20 protein-coding genes are annotated in these 20603 nt (G+C 51.5%); 18 read left to right on the plus strand and 2 right to left on the minus strand.

The features are described 5' to 3' along the window. Nucleotides 1–215 precede the first annotated feature (215 nt). The 14 genes from EI77_RS12375 to EI77_RS12440 all read left to right on the plus strand — a co-directional run bounded on the left by EI77_RS12375 (nt 216) and on the right by EI77_RS12440 (nt 15635). Nucleotides 216–1418, plus strand: coding sequence for a hypothetical protein (locus EI77_RS12375; protein ID WP_133795568.1), 1203 nt, complete (start codon nt 216–218; stop codon nt 1416–1418). 86 nt (nt 1419–1504) lie between these two features. Then, complete coding sequence (locus tag EI77_RS12380; RefSeq protein ID WP_133795569.1) at nt 1505–2290, plus strand: glycosyltransferase family 2 protein; 786 nt, start codon at nt 1505–1507, stop codon at nt 2288–2290. A gap of 399 nt (nt 2291–2689) precedes the next feature. Further along, nucleotides 2690–3259, plus strand: a complete 570-nt coding sequence (locus EI77_RS12385) for a D-sedoheptulose-7-phosphate isomerase (RefSeq protein WP_133795570.1) — start codon at nt 2690–2692, stop codon at nt 3257–3259. Nucleotides 3260–3280: 21 nt separating this feature from the next. Beyond that, nucleotides 3281–4465: a glycosyltransferase family 4 protein gene (locus EI77_RS12390; RefSeq protein ID WP_133795571.1), complete on the plus strand. Its 1185-nt coding sequence runs from the start codon at nt 3281–3283 to the stop codon at nt 4463–4465. Then, nucleotides 4452–5483, plus strand: a complete 1032-nt coding sequence (locus EI77_RS12395; RefSeq protein ID WP_133795572.1) for a GHMP family kinase ATP-binding protein — start codon at nt 4452–4454, stop codon at nt 5481–5483. The genes EI77_RS12390 and EI77_RS12395 overlap by 14 nt, the downstream gene beginning before the upstream one ends. Then, nucleotides 5468–6667, plus strand: coding sequence for an HAD-IIIA family hydrolase (locus EI77_RS12400; protein WP_208300343.1), 1200 nt, complete (start codon nt 5468–5470; stop codon nt 6665–6667). Before EI77_RS12395 ends, EI77_RS12400 begins: the two co-directional genes overlap by 16 nt. 216 nt (nt 6668–6883) lie before the next feature. Then, a complete protein-coding gene (locus EI77_RS12405; RefSeq protein ID WP_166647215.1) occupies nt 6884–7486 on the plus strand; it encodes an FkbM family methyltransferase in 603 nt (200 codons plus the stop codon). A gap of 89 nt (nt 7487–7575) precedes the next feature. Continuing rightward, the gene (locus EI77_RS12410) at nt 7576–8835 is read left to right on the plus strand and encodes a glycosyltransferase family 4 protein (RefSeq protein ID WP_133795574.1); all 1260 of its coding nucleotides are present in this window, start codon (nt 7576–7578) and stop codon (nt 8833–8835) included. Nucleotides 8836–8886: 51 nt separating this feature from the next. Continuing rightward, nucleotides 8887–10326 carry a hypothetical protein gene (locus EI77_RS12415; RefSeq protein WP_133795575.1) on the plus strand — a complete coding sequence of 480 codons (1440 nt, stop codon included), beginning with the start codon at nt 8887–8889 and terminating at the stop codon, nt 10324–10326. Further along, nucleotides 10323–11519, plus strand: a complete 1197-nt coding sequence (locus EI77_RS12420) for a glycosyltransferase (RefSeq protein WP_133795576.1) — start codon at nt 10323–10325, stop codon at nt 11517–11519. Before EI77_RS12415 ends, EI77_RS12420 begins: the two co-directional genes overlap by 4 nt. 9 nt (nt 11520–11528) lie before the next feature. Further along, nucleotides 11529–12650 (plus strand): glycosyltransferase, encoded by a 1122-nt coding sequence (locus tag EI77_RS12425; RefSeq protein ID WP_133795577.1) that lies wholly within the window; start codon nt 11529–11531, stop codon nt 12648–12650. A 19-nt stretch (nt 12651–12669) separates the two neighbouring features. Further along, nucleotides 12670–13224 (plus strand): WcaF family extracellular polysaccharide biosynthesis acetyltransferase, encoded by a 555-nt coding sequence (locus tag EI77_RS12430; RefSeq protein ID WP_133795578.1) that lies wholly within the window; start codon nt 12670–12672, stop codon nt 13222–13224. Between the two features lies 1 nt (nt 13225). Then, a complete protein-coding gene (locus EI77_RS12435; RefSeq protein WP_133795579.1) occupies nt 13226–13969 on the plus strand; it encodes a WecB/TagA/CpsF family glycosyltransferase in 744 nt (247 codons plus the stop codon). A gap of 454 nt (nt 13970–14423) precedes the next feature. Beyond that, nucleotides 14424–15635 (plus strand): O-antigen ligase family protein, encoded by a 1212-nt coding sequence (locus tag EI77_RS12440; RefSeq protein ID WP_133795580.1) that lies wholly within the window; start codon nt 14424–14426, stop codon nt 15633–15635. Nucleotides 15636–15638: 3 nt separating this feature from the next. On the opposite strand, the gene EI77_RS12445 is transcribed toward EI77_RS12440, so the two are convergent. After that, nucleotides 15639–16085, minus strand: coding sequence for a GAF domain-containing protein (locus EI77_RS12445; RefSeq protein ID WP_133795581.1), 447 nt, complete (start codon nt 16083–16085; stop codon nt 15639–15641). 66 nt (nt 16086–16151) lie between these two features. Here EI77_RS12445 and EI77_RS12450 point away from each other — a divergent pair, with 66 nt between their 5' ends. Further along, complete coding sequence (locus EI77_RS12450) at nt 16152–16754, plus strand: hypothetical protein (RefSeq protein WP_133795582.1); 603 nt, start codon at nt 16152–16154, stop codon at nt 16752–16754. A 13-nt stretch (nt 16755–16767) separates the two neighbouring features. On the opposite strand, the gene EI77_RS12455 is transcribed toward EI77_RS12450, so the two are convergent. Continuing rightward, nucleotides 16768–18612: a protein kinase domain-containing protein gene (locus tag EI77_RS12455; protein WP_166647217.1), complete on the minus strand. Its 1845-nt coding sequence runs from the start codon at nt 18610–18612 to the stop codon at nt 16768–16770. Between the two features lie 313 nt (nt 18613–18925). Here EI77_RS12455 and EI77_RS12460 point away from each other — a divergent pair, with 313 nt between their 5' ends. From EI77_RS12460 to EI77_RS12470, 3 genes are all read left to right on the plus strand, one after another. Continuing rightward, nucleotides 18926–19666: an RNA polymerase sigma factor gene (locus tag EI77_RS12460; protein WP_133795584.1), complete on the plus strand. Its 741-nt coding sequence runs from the start codon at nt 18926–18928 to the stop codon at nt 19664–19666. Nucleotides 19667–19859: 193 nt separating this feature from the next. After that, nucleotides 19860–20138 (plus strand): hypothetical protein, encoded by a 279-nt coding sequence (locus tag EI77_RS12465; RefSeq protein WP_133795585.1) that lies wholly within the window; start codon nt 19860–19862, stop codon nt 20136–20138. A gap of 109 nt (nt 20139–20247) precedes the next feature. Further along, nucleotides 20248–20598 (plus strand): hypothetical protein, encoded by a 351-nt coding sequence (locus tag EI77_RS12470; RefSeq protein WP_208300344.1) that lies wholly within the window; start codon nt 20248–20250, stop codon nt 20596–20598. Nucleotides 20599–20603 lie beyond the last annotated feature (5 nt).

Consider the following 20603-nt stretch of genomic DNA (forward strand, 5'->3'; position numbering starts at 1 on the left):
TAAGACTTACGAAAGAACATCAAATTGATTAGAGTAGATCGAATCAGATGATGGGACTATAATTTCAAATCGCTTAATTCTCGGATAGTGACCTGCCTTCATTCCCATCGACAGACTTCATTTTTGAGATTTTAACGTGCATAAAGCCGGATTTATGTCCACAACCCATCACACGCAAGTCTCGAAATAACCATTATTTCGGTAAATCCAATATCATGGAAAACTTATCAGTCTTTCTGAATCAACTTCAAGCTAAATTTCACCGCCGCTTGGAGCATGCTTCCTTATCTCATTATTGGTCGCTTTACGTTGTTCTAATCGCTGTTGCCGTCAGCTATTTGTCGGAGCTTCCACAATACACAGCCATTCAAGAATTTATTTCCACCCCCTATGGTCAAGCAAAAATCTGGTGGCTTGAGAACCCCTTACAAGCAGTTCCAGTGGATCATTTTTTCCCATTAGCGGAGCGACACCTTGGTTATAATGCCGGGTGTGCCTCACACTGCGATAAACTTACATTCAGAATTGCCTTACCAGTACTTCACAAAATCGCCCCTTTTGGAATCTGGACACTTGTAATTACAAGCCATATCGCCGCCGTAGCAATATTCTGGATGACATACAAGTTGTTATTCAGGTCATCGGCTGACTCCGTCTCTGCTTCTCTTGCCACATGGGCACTTGCTGGGACTTACGCGGGCGAATTGGGGTTTAAAGATTTTTATTATGGTGACGCTCTGGCTGTAGCACTACTCTTGGGAGCAATGATGACCAGGCGTAGATGGCTTATTATGCTACTTATCGTCGTCGCAGGATTTACAGATGAAAGAGCCGTCATTGCCGCTCCTTTGATTGCACTCTTCCATTACTGGCAATCAAAAAATCCTACCTTCGGCGCTGACCAACAACATCTTAAATTGAGTGATCTTTGGATAGCTTGGCCAACGATTTGCGGAATTCTGATCTATCTATTAATGAGAGTTTTTCTAACTAAAAGTTTTGGGGTATCAAGCGGTAGTTCTATGCTTGCGACAATTGACATCCTGCGTGCTCATCTTTACTCGAACTATCCAGTGAGAATATTAAAAGTGTTTGAATTTCTGTGGACAGCTCCAGTTTTATTCGTGTTGTTCGCCGTGAACAAACAAGGTTTATTTTCTGTAAATTCTTTAATTTTCCCTATGTCGTTTAGTTTTGCGGCAATGCCAGCACTACTTGTCTGGGATGTTGATCGTAGTTTGTATTATCTCTTACCGGGAATTTTGATTTCACTTTTTTTTTGGCAATTCTCCCTTGCTTCGTTACGCTCTTTTCTACAGTTGTGTTTGATTGGCACTTTAGTTTGGGTCTTTCCTGGTGGAACAATTTTAAGGTCCATAGATTTTTATGTATCAAGCTTTATTACATTCAATAAATAATATCCAGAAGACGGAATGAATGATGCTAATTATTTAATATTTTTGCGGTTGCTTTCAGTTACTTTCATAAAGCGGTATCGATAACCATGAATAAAAATCAACCAAACGCCGCTGCGCCTCACCTAAATTTATTTTCAGTGGTCATACCAGCACGTGATGAGGAAAAATCGTTACCAGCGACCATCGAACATCTGCATTTGGAATTTTCGCTGAACGACATTCCACATGAGATCGTGGTGGTGGACGATGGAAGCACTGACCTTACTTGGACGATATTGATGGCATTGAAAGAGAAAATTCCTGTACTTCGGCCGTATCAGAATACCGGCGAACATGGCTTTGGTCGGGCTGTCACTTTTGGACTGAATCATTGCTCTGGTGACGCGGTAGTCATCATGATGGCCGATGAGTCTGATGACGCTCGCGACGCAGTGTGCTACTGGAAACTCTTAAACGAAGGTTGGGACTGTGTTTTTGGCAGTCGATTTATTAAAGGTGGAGGTGTAATCGACTACCCGCCGATCAAGCTCTTTGTAAATCGACTTGCAAATTATTTTATTCGCACTCTTTTCAGAATACCTCTGAACGATACCACTAATGCATTCAAAGCCTACCGAAGGACGGTGGTTTTAGGCTGTGCACCTCTTATTGCTCCACATTTCAACCTCACCGTAGAGATTCCATTAAAAGCTATCGTTCGTGGATACACATGGACGATTGTACCAATCACTTGGCGTAACAGGCGGTTTGGCGAAGCTAAGCTGAAAATAAAAGAGATGGGCAGCCGCTACTTCTTTATTTGTGCGTATGTCTGGATGGAGAAATATTTCAGCCGAGGAGATTACGTGTCAAAAAAAATTCAATGTGATTAATGTTGCTTCAATTGCGCCTGGTTTTACATTATCCTAATGGTCCACGGAATATCGCTTCAGATTAATGGCACTGATTCTCACTCAATTAGTCCCAAGCTCAGGCCGACAGTCTATTTAATCATTCGTGAAACGCGCGGAACTACTGTCTGCAGATTCAATTATGTTTATTTGGGAGTGGAATTGATAGGTTTGACTACGAGGACAATGAAGCGTCTAAAATTATACATGATTGTTATTGGAAATTTCTGAACTTATCTGCTTGCGTACATAAATGTATTTATGGAGCGAATTAATGTCATTTATTAAATCCCTGCTTATGAAATTTATAAAGTCTATTCGAGAGCTTGGAACTACTTTATTTTGCTAGGCTCATCAGACGTTTGCCGAAAAATCAAAATCATGATGAAAAGTTTTCACACACGAATTGAGTCTTCTCAAAACGCCATTGAAAGCGTATTAATCAACGAAAATGTTATCAATGAAGCTGCACAAGCGATCTGCACTACGCTGAGGACTGGAGGAAGAATTTATGCATGCGGGAATGGTGGCAGCGCGGCAGAAGCGATGCATTTTGCCACCGAACTCTGCGGCCGATACCGGTCCAACCGTGTGCCGTATCCTGCCATCGCACTGACTGCTGATGGAACTGCACTGACCTGCATCGGAAACGATTTTGGATGGGATCTAATATTTGCCAGACAGGTGGAGGCAAATGCCAGTCAAAACGACCTACTGCTTGTGTTGACCACTTCCGGCAATTCCACTAACGTTATCGCAGCACTTCAGGCCGCGCGGTCCAAGGGCATAAAGACTGTTGGCCTGCTCGGGAGGAATGGAGATGATGCTCGAGCGCTGTGTGACTTACCGATCATCATTGCGGTTGATGACACCGGATCGATCCAAGAGGCACATCTTGTTGTGATCCACATCCTCTGCGAACCACTTGAAGAGAGCCCTGATTCCCAGTAGATTTGATTCCTGCTATTCATTGTGAAGAACCCTGAAAATTCAGATTCAGAGGCAATTGACGTTGTCATTTTTGCACCGACATCGCTAGGTGGATTGGCGGAGCATGTGCATTATCAGGCTCAGGAATTGCATAATCAGGGAGCTTCGGTTGTCGTTCTGACGAGCCCGGATTTCCTTCAAGGACGAGTGACTGGTTATTGTATAAAGCCTGTCTTTCCGTCTCTCCCTGTCGGCGGGGGTCTATTAAATAAAGCCCGGCGATTAAGGGCTCTAGTTCAACGATACAAAATCTTGAATGCATGGCTCCAACAACACCCTTGCCAGATACTACTGCTGGAAACTTACATGGAGTACTTCTCGCCCTTGTGGGCCCATTTTCTCTCTAAGATCCGCCGCCAGGGAATCTTCATTGGAGCGAACTTGCATGATCCTGTGCGTGATTACCGGATAGGCCCACAATGGATGCATGATTGGTCTGTGAAACTTGCGTACAGAGACTTGAAATTTGGGTTTTGTCATCAGCACCTACCTAAATCCGCAGGAGTTCCTCAACACATTGATATCCACACAGTCCCCGTAGGAGTCTATCAACAGAGCGTGGAACCGTTGGATCAACAAGATGCCAAACAAGGGCTTGGCCTGCCGACGGATAAGAGAATTCTTCTTTCCTTCGGGTTCCTTCGCAACAACAAAAACATTGATCTGGTGATTCGTGCGATGATCTCAAGTCCTGATGTATTCCTCATTGTTGCAGGACGTCAGCAGAGTGCTAATGACCGTCCAGTCAGTTCATACCTGGAGCTTGCTTCCACCTGCGGAGTCGCAGACCGGGTCCGTTTTGACACGGATTTCATAGCAGACGAAAGTGTCCCGCTCTACTTTTCTGCGTGTGACTTGGTCCTTATTACTTATAGCTCTTCGTTTCATTCTCAGAGTGGTGTTTTAAATATTGCAGCGGCGTATAGAAAACCAGTTTTAGGTTCTTCCGGCGCTAGTCCGTTGCGTGATGCGATTATTGAGTATAATCTGGGTATCTTCGTGGATCCTGATAATGAAGCTGCCATTGGAACTGCACTTCATGTCCCGACTGACCCGTCGACATGTGATTGGGACGGATACTCACGCTACGCGAGCTGGAAGCGAAACATATCCCCCCTGATGGAGATGATCGGCAAGCCACTAACAAATCCTTATGACCAAGTATAGAGCCCGTGCACCGCTTAGACTTGGTCTGGCGGGAGGAGGAACAGATGTCTCGCCCTATTGTGATCTGTATGGCGGCCAGGTTTTGAACGCGACGATAAACCACTATGCTCATTGCACCATCGAGCCCTTGAACACGGCGGCGATTGAATTTCATGCACTTGATATAGACCAGGTGGAATATCACACAGCATGTTCTCATTTAAAAGTTCCTGAAGGCTTAAGTCTGCACAGGGAGACCTACAATCTGATTGTAGAGCGTTTCAATGATGGGAAGCCCCTTCACCTGCGCATGTCCACCAGCGCTGATGCTCCTCCAGGCTCAGGTCTTGGATCCTCATCCACACTGGTGGTGGCAATGATCCAAGCGTACTCGGAGTGGCTCCGTCTGCCCCTGGGTGAATATGACATCGCCCGCACTGCTTTCGAGGTGGAACGCGTGCGTCTGAAGCAAACGGGAGGACGCCAGGATCAATATGCTGCAGCGTTCGGTGGTGTGAATTATATTGAATTCCGCCCAGAAGAGCATGTCGTTGTTAACCCGCTGAGAATTAAGAGCTGGATTATGAACGAGTTGGAAACATCGCTCGTTTTATATTATTCCTCTGTACCTCGTGAATCATCCCGTATCATCGAAGAACAGGTCAAGATGGTTGAACAAGGCGAAAGCGAGGCTATCAATGCAACCCACCGCCTCAAAGAGGATGCCATCAGAATGAAGGATGCTCTGCTCAGGGGCGACTTCGAAAAAATTGGCCAAATCCTCAATCGATCTTGGGAAGCGAAGAAAATGCTTGCCTCCAGCATTAGCAATTCGTCTCTTGATGAGACAATCGCTGAAGCACGCAGGGCTGGCGCAATCGCAGCGAAGGTTTCCGGGGCCGGAGGTGGGGGGTTCATGATGTTTCTCGTTGAGCCATCATTGAGACATCGTCTCGAGCGGGCACTCCTGGAAAGGCGAGGCAGGCTTCTTCCTTTTCGTTTCTGTGTAGACGGAGTAGAATCATGGACAGTAAAATAATAACCCATCCTGTACAAGCTGTTGTGCTAGCCGGTGGTCTGGGCACGCGGTTAGGAGACAAAACCCGGCTGCTTCCGAAGCCGATGATGGACATCGGAGGCAGACCGTTTCTGGATTATCTTGTCAGGAATTTACAACGCAAGGGCATCAGAGAAGTCATTCTCGCTACGGGCCATCTTTCTGAGCCAATCCAGCTTTTTTTTCAAGATGGTGCGGATCATGAGCTTACGATCCGGTATGCCGTTGAGACCACGCCGCAGGGAACTGGCGGAGCATTGCGAGGATGCCTTCCGATGCTTGACGAACGATTCTTTGTCCTCAATGGAGACACCTTGTTCGATGTCAATCTGGCGGCCATGATGAATACTTGCACTACAAACGTTATGGCTCTGAGACCTGTGAATGACACCAGTCGCTACGGGCGCGTTGTTTTAGATGGCGAAAGAGTAGTCGGTTTACATGAGAAGAGCACGACCGGCCGGGGTATGATCAACGGCGGGGTTTTATGTTTGCTCCGCGAGCACGTAGCAGGGATTCCAGAAGGCCGCTCTTCTTTGGAAACGGATTTGCTGCCGGATCTAGCGAGTCGTGGTTTGCTTGCCGGATTTGAATCGGATGCTTTTTTCATTGACATCGGAGTTCCGGACAGTCTAGCGGCTGGGGAATTATCCATACCCAGGTGGGAACGCAAGCCAATTGCATTCCTTGACCGTGATGGCGTTTTAAATGAGGATATTGGTCATTTATACAAAATCGAGGATTTCCGCTGGACCGAAGGAGCACGACAAGCCGTTAAATACCTCAATGAGAAGGGCTATTACGTTATTCTCATCACAAACCAGGCTGGTATCGCGAAAGGGAAGTATACCGAGGAAGATTTCCAAATTCTTACCCGATGGATGCGTGAAGAGTTGGCAAAGGATGGGGCGCACCTAGATGCCGTTTATCATTGTCCATTCCATCCCGATGCTGTTGTGCCAGTCTATCGACAAGTTAGCCAGGATAGAAAACCTGCGCCTGGCATGTTGCTGCGCGCGATGTCTGAAACTCCTCACGATCCTTCACGCTCATTTTTTATTGGGAACCAGCCAACTGACTGTCAAGCGGCGAGCTCAGCGGATATTACTTATTTCGATTTTCCGGGCGGAAATCTTCTGGAGTTTGTCCAAAACGTCACTGCATAGAAAATTTAACAACCATATATGTACAGCTCAACCAAAAAAAATTTTAAACGGTGCCAGATTGGTTGGAACTTTAGAGACCGCTTGGCATGTTTCTGCATTGCTGTATACTCAGGCCTGGGCACTCACCGAAGATTCCTCAGATTATTGCTTCCTAAGATAATTGGATGGTGGTCTCGCGATCAGTTCGTCACTCTTAAAGTCAGAATAAATGATCAGTTGACATTTTTTTCCCTGCGGGAAGGCGATCTTGCTGACTATTTGATTGCGGGAGAGTTAATACGAGGGGAGGAACACCTGCTTCCAGAGTCTCCCCCATCCAGAATCATCGACGCCGGAGCAAACATCGGTGCTTTTATGATCATTGCTGCCCGCTTGTATCCTGAAGTTCCCCTAATCTGTTACGAGCCTTCCGCTTCCAACTTTGTATTGCTTCAAAAAAATGCAAGAGACAATGAATTGAAGGTCGAATTGCGGTGCATGGGAGTGTGGTCGAAGTCTTGTGATCTGTATTTCCATGCGCAGGCATCCTACAATGGATACATGTCGGAGTCAAAAAGTGATTTCCCACCCATCCCATGTGAATTACCGGAAGGGGATCATGAAACCTGGCTCAAGATAGATGCAGAAGGTGCGGAATACGAAGTTTTACCGGCGATGTTTCGGCAAAATCGTTTTCCGTATCAAATTTCATTAGAGCTGCATCACAGAAACGAAAAGGGGAACGAACTTGTTACGCTGTCCCTCCAGAATGGTTATTCAGTTGAGGGGGATACTGCCTCTGATTCGGATTGCATAAACCTAACATTACGTAAAAGTTAGATTATTGTGAAATTTCTGTTTCTCCACTCAATTGCCGTACAGGTCCGTATTCGGACAGGCCCTTTCTTTGGAAAGTCAATGATGAGATTTTGCTCAATACCCTACCCGAAGAAGTCCCGGACTACCTGATGAAATCATGGACGGTTATTCATAAAAACTGTCGGGAGCATTATGCGACCCCGCGGATTCTCGCCGGTGCGAGTCTTCTGGACCGGATGATCACGGATGTTTGGGTGCCTCCAGGTTGGCAGAAATGGTCGCCAAGTTCACTGCGTTCACGCTGGCATGCTGAACTGAAACAGTCGGCAGTGACTTCCTTTAATGAAAGGGTACTGCCACGAAGGTTATGGGAGAGGTTTTTCAACGGGTCGTGGTGGCAGCGGATCGAAGCAGAAGATCTGCGGTTTCAGAAAATGGCCGCAAAGGCTATGCAGAAGCAGGTGAAGACCAGCCGGAGCGGAATTTGCTTTTCCTATTCGTATTCTGGCCTGGAGACTTTACGAGTTGCCAAAAAAGCGGGATGGAAGACAGTGCTTGGCCAAATTGATCCCGGATCGCTTGAATGGGAGATTGTCAGAGAAGGCTCACGTAAATATGCGAATCTGGAATCGCCTGGGGAACAGCCTTCTGAAAATTACTGGCGACGCTGGCGTGAGGAAACGGAATTGGCGGATATCATCATCGCCAATTCTGAGTGGTCAGAATCACTGCTTAGGCAACAAGGTATTGCCAAGGGCAAACTGCGGGTGTTACCGCTGTTGTATGAAAACGAAACAGCACTTTCGCAACCCAAGGTCTATCCGGCAAAATTTACCAAGGAACGACTTCTGCGCGTTTTGTTCCTGGGAAGGCTGTGCTTAAGGAAAGGGGTTCCGCAGTTGCTGGATGCCGTAAAGGGGCTTGGGGATGAACCGGTTGAGTTGCGATTGGTTGGGCCGGTGGCGATGGAGCTACCACCGTGGATAAAACAAGAAGGGTGGTCCCGGAAGATTCAGGTGCAGCCGCCCGTGAATGGGGATGGAGTCAACGCTGCGTATGACTGGGCCGATGTTTTCATTCTCCCAACTTTATCGGATGGGTTCGCCATTACCCAGCTTGAAGCACTGGCTAGGAGGGTGCCCGTGATTGTATCTGCCCGTTGCGCACGTGTTGTCCGACATCGCCAGAACGGCTGGGTGCTAGATGAGGTCACTCCCGAGGCGATTCAGAACTGCCTTCGGCATGTGCTTAGTGACCCGAAGGAGCTGGGGAGATGGAGCTCCAAAGCCGAAGTGCCTGAAGGCTGCCACATGGAAAAACTCCAGCAAAAATATCTAGCGCTTACTGATGAGCTTTCGAAAGGTCTGTGAGCGCACCAATGACGTCCAGTTGATCACTGCTAAACTGCCGCCCTGTCCCTCATGCCGTTACTTTTCTCCCTCTTGCTGATCCTGTCAGGTTCCTTTGGCGGCTACGAGATGGGCACGCTCTGCCTGGTGGCAGCGCAGGCGATTTTGCTTGCTGGATTTGTGGCAGAAAGGCATGTGACATCTGCTGGTGCTTTCATCTTTATGTCTTTCTTATTTTTTGGGATGCGGCCTTTGCATCTCTTGTTGGAAGGGGATATGGATCTGTTTGGCACGTTGTTTAACCTAACCATCAACCAGGAGATGTTGCTGCGGGGGCTTTGGTGGGCGAGTGCGGGGCTGTGGTGTTTCGCTCTCGGGGTGCATCTGCAGCGGATGGGCGGAGGATGGAAGATACGCCAACTTTCACGATTATCCAGGGATCGGATGCTGGCTGCCTCGCAGGATTTTTTTGTCTCCTCCAAAGCTTCCAACCTGGGCCTGCTAATGCAGGCCGCTGCACTGGCGGCGATGATGACTATGAGCGGAGGTGGGCGTGGTCTTTATGGCAGCGCGTTGGGAGCCTACGCCTATGACTTTCCCATGGTGCTCCAGGGAATTCAGATTTTTGGGATCGGCGTAGCCCTTGAACGGTGGCGCGGGCGAAAGAAAGGGGCTGCCAGATATCGGCTGGCGCTTTCTTTTCTGATGCTGCTGATGACGTCCTGGCTTGCGAGAGAAGTGACGATTTTCCGGGGGGCTTACATTACTCCTCTGATGGCAGCAGGCCTTTGCCTCATGTTCAGATACAGAGGAAGGGTAAGCTATTTCTGGCTGATTGTGCCGCTGGTCTTTTTACTGCCTCTTTTCCGAACTTTGGGTGAAACACGGATGTTGGAAAACAAAGGGGTCAAAAGTGAACTGGCGGACCAGGTAGCAGAGGTGCTGAACCCGGCCAGCTACTGGCGATTTTTCGACTCCGGTGGCGATATGAACATCTTTGACACCTTTGTGGCCGCGAACGAATGGGAGCCCACCAAAAAGCCTTATCTGATGTCCTGGATTTATGTGCCCCTGCACATTGTGCCAAGAAAACTTTGGGCTGGAAAGCCTGAGAAGGGACTGCTCCAAGACGTGGGATATACCCATGGTGCGCCCTACTCGCCCGGCATTGCCGGCTTTTTTATTGGGGATGGAGGCCGCGTATGGATGCTGGGATGCATGCTGGTGCTGGGAGGCATTCTCTCCTGGATGGATATGAAGATCCTGAAGATGAGACCAGGCTACTTCAAAATCTGCGCCTATGGTCTGGTGGCAGTGAACGCTCTTTACCTGACCAGGTTTTTCTTGTGGCAATACACGTATCAACTGCTGTATATGCTGCTACCCTGCTGGGGGCTGTCTAAATTGGTGAAATTCGCTCGACTTCGCGGACAAGGATACGGTGATCCTAGTGAGGTCGAAACCTCAAATGTGGACTTGGAAAGAATGAAAATCCCGGAGGCTGGGAAATGACAGTTCAACTGCGTCCGTGGATAATTGTGTGGGATCATTTTGGACCTTATCATTATGCCCGTGTGACTGCGTTGATGAAGAAGATGGCGGTCCCCATCATCCCTGTCCAAGTGGCACGCCACACTATGACCTACAACTGGGAGGGGAGCACCCTTCAAGAGGGCTGTGCCGAGGTGATTGCTCTGCAAGATGATTTGCCTGCTGAGAAGTTGGGGTTTCTGAAGGTCCTGAGGTGTGCTTCCAGGCTGTTTCGGGAGTTAAAGCCTGCGGTTGTTTTTTGTCCGAGCTACTGGCCTCCAAGATCTCTCGCAATTGTTTTTGTGGCGCGTCTGGCCGGGGCACGGACGGTGATGATGAACGAGAGTCATGCAGGCACGGAAAGAAGCGGTGCCATTGGACGGCATGTGAAGAGTGCCTTGTTGAAGCTGTTTAATGCAGCCCTCTTGGGAGGGGCTCCGCACCGACGTTACTTTGCGTCTTTGGGAATGGCTAAAGAGCGAATTTTTACTGGTTATGATGCGGTGGACAATGACTATTTCCAACAGGCAGCCAATGAAGCACGGGCTGATGCCACGAAGGTCAGGCGGGAATTGAGATTGCCAGAACGTTACATTCTCAACCTGGGCAGGATGGTCAGTAAAAAGAATTTGTCCTTGCTGATCAAGGCCTATTTCACCATGCGGAAGCGTGGCTGCGGGGTGGGGGCCAAACTGGTTTTGGTGGGTAGCGGTGAAGAGGAAACCGGATTGAAGAGATTGTGTGATGTATTGCAGCTAGCTTGGCAAGATCTGTCGGATTCAGGAGAGGGACTGCCTTCGGCTGATGTCCTCTTCTATGGTTTCCGGCAGATTGACCAGAATCCGGTTTTTTATGCCCTGGCGGATTGTTTTGTGCTGCCCAGCCTCTATGAAGAATGGGGGCTGGTGGTGAATGAGGCGATGGCCTGCGGATTACCGGTGCTAGTTTCGCAGACTGCGGGTTGCGCTGAAGATTTGGTCTTGGAAGGGCAGAATGGGTACACTTTTTCACCGGAGTCTGAAGAGGATCTGGCTCAAAGGCTTGGCGAGATCTGTGACAATGGAAAGTTGCGCAGGCGGATGGGGACTGAATCTCTGAATATCATCGAGAAGTGGGGCTGCGAGAACTTTGCAGAGAATGCGATTAGGGCGGCGGAGAAGGCTCTGTCCACGTGAGTTCCCCAAATGAGACACCTTCATTATGTTCAATCGCTGGAAACGCTACAGGGCGGGGGGCTGGGGCTGGCGGCACTGGAATTGCACCGGACTTTGATTCGTCAGGGGACAGCCTCTGAGCTGGTGGCGACGTGTGGTGGTGAAAGCCGGATGGAGTCTTGCGTGTGGGAGTATGCTAGGTGGGGGCCGGAGAAGGCTTATTTTTCGTGGGAGCTGGTGAAGGCGGCGAGGGAACGGCTGGGTCAGACGGACATCGTGCATGAGCATGGGTTTTATGTGGGGACCAATGCGATCCTGGGGAGGGCAGCACGGAAACGCGGACTGCCTTTGGTTGGGCATCCGCAGGGGTTTTTCGATCCTTGGATTTTGCGGCGTTCGCAGGTCAAGAAATATGTGGCCAACAGAATTTTTCAGGCTGGGAATTTTCGGGCGACGCGATTGTGGCGGGCATTGACGGGTAAGGAGGCAGACCAGATCCGGGCGCAGGGGTTTACTGCACCGATCGTTGTGCTGCCGAATGGGGTGCATTTGCCACCTGAGAAAGAGGTGGGTCTAGCCACGGGACTGATCCCTGCGAAAGAGCGGCCCTACCGACTGACTTTGCTGTCGAGGATTCATCCCAAGAAGGGGTTTGACCTGCTGATCCCGGCGCTGGCCAGGCAGGAGATGAAAGATTGGGAGGTGTACGTAGTTGGGCCGGATGAGAATGGCTATCTGGCAGAGGTGCAGGAAATGGTGCGGCGGCATGACCTGAAGGGAAAAGTGGTGTTTTTGCCGGCTGTCAGCGGTGGGGCCAAAGCGGAGCTGTTTCGGTCGTCGGATCTGTTTGCCCTGCCTTCATATTCCGAAGGGTTTCCCGTGGCGGTGGTAGAGGCGGCGAGCTATGGGCTGCCGGTGGTGATGACGGATGAATGCAACTTTCCCGAGCTGGCGGCAGCAGGCGGAGCATGGATATGTGAACCGGAGGTAGGCGCGCTGGCCGATACTTTGCGAGATGCGCTGAGGGCGGGACCTGAGGAACGGAGACAAAGGGGGGAGTTGGGCAGGCAATTGATTGGCCTGAAATATACCTGGGATCAGATTGCAAGGGAACTCGCCCGGGCGTGCGATGACCTGTTGTCGAAAGCTTGAACGGCAATACTTGTTGAGGATGAGCTACGTTCGACTCGATACTTTTGATGCCCGGCGCGGGCTGGTGCGTGGGCGATCAAAACAGGTCGAGGCCATCTGGTACTTGCTGAAATGTTTGTTATTCCTTTCGCCCTTGCCATGGCCTAATTTCATAAAAGTCAGGATTTTACGAATGTTTGGCGCTCGAGTGGGACAAGGGGTAGTTTTAAAGCCGCGTCTTAACATCCATTTTCCGTGGAAGCTTGAGCTGGGTGATCACGTCTGGTTAGGTGAGGAAGCGCAAATATTGAATTTTGAACCGGTGGTCATTGGATCTCATTCATGCATCTCCCAAAGGGCGTTTTTGTGTGCTGGCAATCATGACTTCCGAAGTCCTTCCTTTGATTATCGCAACGCACCCATCACGGTTGGGGAGGGGTGCTGGGTGGGAGCTAATTGCTTCGTTGGACCGGGGGTAACGTTGGGGAATGAATGTGTGACGACTGCGGGTTCTGTCATTACTCATGATCTTCCGGCGGGGATGATTTGCAGCGGTAATCCTTGCGAGGCCATCAAACCACGTTGGAAAAGTTGATATGGAGACGAATTCCATCCTCGGACTGTCGTTTTTTGTTGGCGGCATTGAAGGTGCTCTTCGAGAGACTTTGAAAGGCGCATTGGTCATTGCTCCATCCGGGCCTAATCTGGCGAATGAACTGCGGAATCTGCCGGCTTACCGGGCGGCGGTGCAGGAGGCGGATGTGACGCTGACGGACAGTGCGGTGATGGTGGCGGTGTATGCAGCGGTGACGGGGAAGCGGGTGCCGAGGCATTCGGGACTGAAGTTTGTGGAGGCAATTGTGGGTTGTGAGGAACTGAAAGCACCGGGGGCGATGTTCTGGATCATGCCGTCGCAGGAGGAATGTGATGCTATCGGGAGATGGTTGAGGACGCAGGGGTTTGAGGTGAATGCGGAGAATAGCTATGTGGCACCTTTTTATCCGAAGGGGGCGATTGAGGATGCGTTGTTGCTGGAGAGGTTGCGAGAATATCGTCCGAGGGTAGTGATGATCAATTTGGCGGGTGGTAAGCAGGAGGTGCTGGGAGCGTGGTTAAAGTCGCAACTGACGCCGTCTCCGGGTCTGGTTTGCACGGGGGCTGCAATCGCCTTTCTGGCGGGAACTCAGGCGTCAATCCCTACTTGGGCTGACCGCGCAGGGCTGGGGTGGCTGTTCCGATGCTTTGCGGATCCACTGAAGTTTGTGCCCCGATACTGGCAGGCACTGCCCTTGCTGCCGCTGGTTTGGAGGTATCGGGAGAAAATGCCGCCAGCGATTTGAAGAAGACTCGCATTAGCAGCACATTTAAAAAAGACACCCAAAAGGGTGTCTTTTTTGCTATTTGGGGGCTGAGAAAATGAGGGCAGAGGAAGTAGATCCCAAGATTTTAGGGCTATTGTTCTATTCTATTTATTGAATTTTGAGGCTAGCTTTCGGGCATTAATCCTGATGGGTTTGCTTGATTCATAGTGAAGGTTCTGGCATGGCAGGCCTGATGCACATGTCGGCTGTTGTGAAATCTCATGTAGTTCTAAGAAACCTTCCTTTAGGCGTGGTACGCGTTGGGGCATTGCTAGTGACTGTGGTTACGCCTTGGTTGTACGGGGGGACTCTGGATTGGACGATCGATCTGATATCGACAGTGATGCTTTGGTTGTCGGCTGCTGCGCTAGTTGCATGGGCGATAGCAGGGCGGTTGCCAAAGGTCGGGTGGATACTCCCGGTAACTTTGGTCTTGATGGCTTTAGGCTGGGCAGCTGTGTTAAATCCTCAGGCTAAATTTGACGAAAAACTCATGATCTTGTTTCCTCTGGAAAGGCCGACGTGGTCCGCCTGGCTGCCGGGTACAGTCGATCTAGAAATGGCGATGCGCTCGATGCGCAGGCTTACAGGATTAATCGGTCTGCTATGGATCATGCTGGATATGGCGCGGGAGTCGGGTTGGCGAAAAGCAATCATCTGGACGGTGACTTTGACCGGTTGCTCGGTAGCGGCTCATGGCATTGCGCAAAAGACCGCTGGAGACGTCTGGAATTACTGGGAGGGGCGGACTTTACCGATAACGGTATTTGCTGGCTTCTGGTACCACGCTAATGCCGCGGCTCTTCTGAATCTATGCTGGCCTTTTGTGGCGGCACTGACTCTAGAGAGCTTTGCACGCGGGCGGAATCAACTAAAGCGGGCGCTCCTGATGGCGGGGATATTGTTGATGATGGCCGCGGTCATCGTAAATGTTTCGAAGGCGGGGCATATGCTGTTTGCTGTGTTGATAGTTGTGTGGATTGGACTCGTGCTGCCTAGTTTCTTGCGCAGTGTGACCGGGGTAGATGAAATTAGGCGACCTTTGATGATTACTACATCGCTGATGATTCTGGCGGGCGGCGGTTTGGCTCTGGCTTTTGGAGCGGATAAGGCGCATGTGCGTTGGCAAGAAATGAGCATGAAACGGATGCAAACTGAGAGCCGTTATGCCAGCGCAAGGTTTTGCCTCGGTGAGTTGCCTCGGGCTGGACTGACTGGCTTTGGGCCAGGAACGTTCGAGGCCGTGTTTCTGGATGTGGGGACCACGCATCCGGAGAAGGTGCCGGATCAAAGGTGGCGATTTGCCCATCAGGATACTCTACAGACTCTACTGGAATGGGGCTGGCTGGGCGGCGGACTCTGGATCGCCATTGGGCTGGGGGCGTTGAGGGCGGCTTATCGGTCAATGCATCAATTGCGGCAGCCGTTCTTTTCCAGCCGGCATGTTTTCCAGGCCGCAGCTTTTACCAGTCTGACCGGTGTGGCCTTGCATGCTCAAATGGATTTCCCACTGCAAATCCTTGGCGTCCAGGTCATTGTGGTTGCGGTTGTAGCCCTGGGGATGACGGTACCTGACCAGCAAGAGAGGCGACGTTCTCGCACGGCCAGTTCAGAAGGCAAGATTCAGCAGCCTATCACAGCATGATGTTCAAACTGGCAGCAGCCGGTCGGCTACGGAGGCGGCGAGGTCGATGAGGCGTTGTTTTTCCTCTTCCGTGAAATCATAGGCTTCACGCTTGCCGATACCAAGGGTTCCGCATAGGCGGTTCCCCGCCAGCACGGGTACGGCCAGACTGCCTTGGACCTGAGTCTGCCGGGCACCTTCGCGGGCCACGCCACTGGTGTCCGTCTGGAGATTACACAGCTCCACAGGCTGACGCCGCTCCGCAGCAGCCCCGGCGATGCCTTTGCCCATGGGAATGGATTGGATCACGGGCATAAGCTGTGGAGGAATGCCGAGCTGGGCGACGAGTTTCAGATGCTTGTCCGCAGGATCATAGCGATGCAAGGTGCCAGTTACACAGCCAAAACTGGCGGTCAGAGTTTCCAGAAAAAAGCTCCAGTCTTGGGCGGTTGGGGAGTCAGGCAGGTTCATAGAAAGAATTGGAGATTGTCGAAAACAAGGGCAGCGGGTAGTCTGCCCCAACGTTCTTTGGAAACCATGAAAAATTGCGCTGTCATTTTTGGCATTTATTCCCTTTCACTGGTGGGCTTGGCTCATGGCAATCCGCCCCAGGCGGTTGTTGGGCGCACGATCTACCATGCGGATGATTCCCGCACGGAATCAGTCCGCGACCCGAATACTCGTGAACTGACGGAATCGACCTACAATACGGCTGGCCAGCTCACTGTAAAAAAAATCTTCCTGCTGAATGAAAAGGGCGAGCCCATGCAGGGCAATGTCTATGATGGCCGCGGAAACCTGGTGGCCCGCGTGCAGTCCATTTATGATGAATTTGGACGGCGAAAAGAGGATCGGCTCATGAATCTGCGCGGAGAGGTTTTTCAACAGGTCGTGCACGAATATGGAAAAGATGGCAAAGCACTGCCCCCAAAAGTGGTGAATCTGAATAGCCAGGCGGCCCCCATGATGAAACCCGCCGCCATCGACTACACCCAGCCTATCCCGGAAAACTCCTCACGTTTCGCTCCCCAGCAGATCCCTGCTGCATCTCAACCTGCACCCACGGCTCCGGTCAGTGAGCCGACGGGGCAGGAGGAAAAGCCAAAGGCCAATTTCTTTAAAAAACTGTTCAAGAAATAGCGGCACAGAATTCCTATTTGGAGGCTGCCCGGCGGCGATGACGGACGAGGGACCAGGCGGTACGCCGCTTCGTGTCCTTGCTCCAACGCCCCTCAAAGTCCGGCAGCATGAGAATAGCCTGGCTAGGCATGTCAGGTTCATTAGCGGAGGCGAATAGCTCGGCTGGTGCTGCATTTGGGCCACCTGGTGTAGGGGTCTTGGACCAGGACCACGTCTTTTTTGCCACATCATAAATCAGGCTGGCATCAGTAGGGAAAGCAGTCCAGTCCTGCCGCAGTCCCTGGATCCCGTTGCCTCGTGGGTCAGACCAGCGTAATCGTCCAGTCTGGGCCTCCAACTGGAACCCAAAAGAGAGATGGTCGAGCGACTCATGTTCACCCTCCAGACAGTAAATGAGCTTAAATTCTCCGGGTTGGATGATCATTGATTGCGCCTCGGCTCGGCTGGCTGCACTCAGGCGCCCTTCGAAGGCATAACGTCCCGTGATGTGACGCAGGTGCCAGCCTGTGGCGTCCACGGAGGTGGTTCCCGGATTGTGAATTTCGATCCAGTCTGGAGTGTTACCTTGTTCATCTTTCAAGGTCGTGCGGTTTTTTGCCTGGATCTCAGTGATGAGCAGTTGGGAAGGTCCTGCGCTAGGCATCCAGGCTTCAAAGTCGAAGGGGCTGCCATCATCCCAGCGGCCTCGGTCTCCCCCATCCTCCACCCAGCCACCCGTCCAGATAGGAGCACTGACGCCGAGTTGCTTCAGCTTCTCTGTGACCTGCTGCAGTTCCTCCTGGGAGTGAAAGCTGGCCATTTCCAAGCCTTGCGTCACCTTGATGCGGCGGCGCGCCTCCTCCCAGTTAAGCCTCAGGCGTACCAGGGAGAAATGCTCATTCAGCCTCACTACCGTCGGCCCGTATTCGCTGTCCACATACGAAGGTGTGACCGGTCTTGGCTTTTGTAGTAAATCCGTATTCAATGCGTCCAGCAGGTAAATGAAACCCGCTCCCACGATCACGGAAGTCATCATGGAAACGATGGGGCGTTTCACAATGGTGCGCTGTACCAGCGGCAGTTTCAGTCTCTCCGCCACATTCAGGATGGCCTTATGCATGTCACTGGCGCGTTGAAACCTGGCCGCAGGCCGCTCTCGTAAGGCTCGCGTGACCACCTTGTCCAGGATCGCAGGCGCTTCGGACTTTTTGGAGGGCGGCTCAAACACACCCACTGGCAGATGGCTGGTGAGCATTTCATAGAGCGTCACACCCAGGCTGAAAATATCTGCCCGGTGATCCAGGTCAGCATCTCCACGGCGCTGCTCCGGTGCTGCGTATCCAGGAGTTCCCATGACCAGACCCGTGCGGCTCCGGGTTGTGAGGGGCTGGGAGGCTACCGCCAGCTTAGCCAGGCCAAAGTCCGCTACGCGGACAGACCCTCTCACATCAATGAGAATATTCGTCGGCTTGATGTCCCGGTGGATCACCCCCTGATCATGGGCGAATTGCAGAGCCTCACATACCTGCGCGGTCACTTCCAGGATCTTTGACAGGGGCAGCCGCTCCGCTTTCATGATCTCCAGCAGGGAGGTGCCTTCCACATATTCCATCACGATGAAAAGGTGCCCGGATGCATTCCGCCCGAAATCATACACCGCGACGATGTGAGGGTGTTGCAGTCTAGCCAGCAGGCGGGCCTCTTGGTGAAAGCGCTCCACAAAGGCCACATCCTGCCCCATTTCTGGCGGCAGGATTTTGATGGCCACTCTTCGCTCCAGGGAGTTTTGGGTGGCGGAATACACCGCGCCCATGCCACCTCGATCAATGAATTCAAAACCATGGTAACCCGGGAACAAAGGCTCCAGTTCTTCCGCCATCGGGGGCTCCCAATCCGTTGCTTGCCCACCCAATACGCCATCCATGAGCCCCAACGGGCTTAGTCCGTTTAGTGTTGTCTTTCGGCGGTTGTTGGCTTGTCCCTTTCCCATGATTTTATGTAGGATCTAATTAGCAACTTTTCCCTGTGAGATGTGATGGCCACGGTATTAACCGTCAAAACGCCTCAAAGTTCATGTGGCGATGCCTATTAGCCACAGTACCAATACGTTGTGACGAATATTTTCTCTTCATGCTGAAGCAGAGCGGTTGCCAAAGACACGTAATGCTGGAAATTATGTTTCTTCTTCGGTCATGAATTCGCACACTCATCATGGAGCCTTTCCAGTTACCCGCTGGAGTGTGGTTAAGACACTTAGAGAAGGCGAGGACCACGGACGCGGTCGGCTCGCTCTCAATGAGCTGTGCCAGATTTACTGGCGTCCCATATACTCCTATGCTCGCTACCAGGGCCTGCCTCCGGCAGATGCAGAGGACCTGACCCAGAGCTTCTTCAGCTTCGCTCTGGAGAAGGAGCTTTTCTCCAGCGCCGATGCATCCCTGGGGAAAATGCGCAATTACCTTCTCACCGCATTCAGCCGCCATATTAAACACTGGCAGCGCCAAGCCAATGCCCTGAAGCGAGGCGGTGGCCGGGAGATCATCTCCATTGAAGCCTCCCAGGCTGAAAATGAGATCACCATCGACCCCGCAGACCATCGCACTCCAGAGTCCATCTATCAGCGTCTTTGTGCCATGCGGATCATTGAAGCCGCCATTGGCCAACTGGCTGAAGAGCAGGCCACCGCAGGCAAAGGGGAGCAATTCCGCCTTCTGCGTTGTCGCCTGGATCCTACCCAGATCGGCTCTGGCAATGATGCGGAGATAGCCGCTCAACTAGGCATCACTCATGATGCCGTGCGTCAGTCCATCTCACGCCTGCGGAAGCGTTTTCGTGAAATAATGCGGGACCTCGTCTCCGCCACCCTTTCAGATCCCACAGATGAATCCGTGCAGGAAGAGCTTGCCGCCCTGCGCAATGCACTGATGGGGTAAGTCATTTCGTGCCGGAAGACAGGACCGGCCGGAAAAATCGGAAAAAAAATCTGTCACACCCCGAAATAGAACGCATAACCACAGGCAGCAGAAGGCCAGATGCCCGCACGCTAACCTAAACAAATAAAACGAAGTCACTACTATGAGCCCCGTAGCAATCACAATGGCAGGAGTTAATATTCTGCGTTTCACCATGCCTCTCGCCCAGGCTGGCACAGAGGCCCAGTTGGCCGATAACATGAGCGGCGTTGTCAGCATCATGAACATGGTCGGCCTTGTTCTGGCCTTTGGTGGCCTGCTTTTCTCTGCCGTCATGTTCATGATGGGCCAGACGGAGCGCGTTCTTTATGGTCTGGTGGGTGCCGGCATCGGCGGTCTGTCATTCATCATTGTGAAAGTCATGTTTGCCTCCTCTGGTGGCTCTGACAGCATTGAAGACATCGAAATGGGCGGTGCCACCCCTCCCCCCTGATCCTCAGCCGGTTTAATGGCCATTCTTCCCGGCGGTCCCCTGAGGCCGCCGGGAAGCCTTATCTTCATCATCCAAGTATTCTCCCGTCATGGAGCAGCAAAGTGTCCGCATGCATGAAACCAATGAAGGCCGCGAGACCCAGCAGGGCATCGCCGGCTTCGAAGGTCTCAATGCGCTTTTCTTCATGTTCGCCCTTGGGCTGGCCATGCTCATTTTTCGCAAGTTTGCCAGTGAGACAAACCCCAACATGCTGCTGGCCGTTGTCTTCGCTTCCATTCCCCTCATCGTCGTTTCAGCCTATTGTTTTGGCCTGAAACAGGGTAAGCCCGCCTCATACGACATTGAGCTTGGTGAATGGCTCATCATCAAAGCCAGCAACGCCCCCTATTTTTCACCCAAGCAGGTCGAGCCCATCTCCCTCCCCTGGGTGGATGATCCGACCAAGGACAAAGACTCTTAATACCG

The organism is Prosthecobacter fusiformis, from assembly GCF_004364345.1.
GTDB classification, from domain to species: Bacteria; Verrucomicrobiota; Verrucomicrobiia; order Verrucomicrobiales; family Verrucomicrobiaceae; genus Prosthecobacter; species Prosthecobacter fusiformis.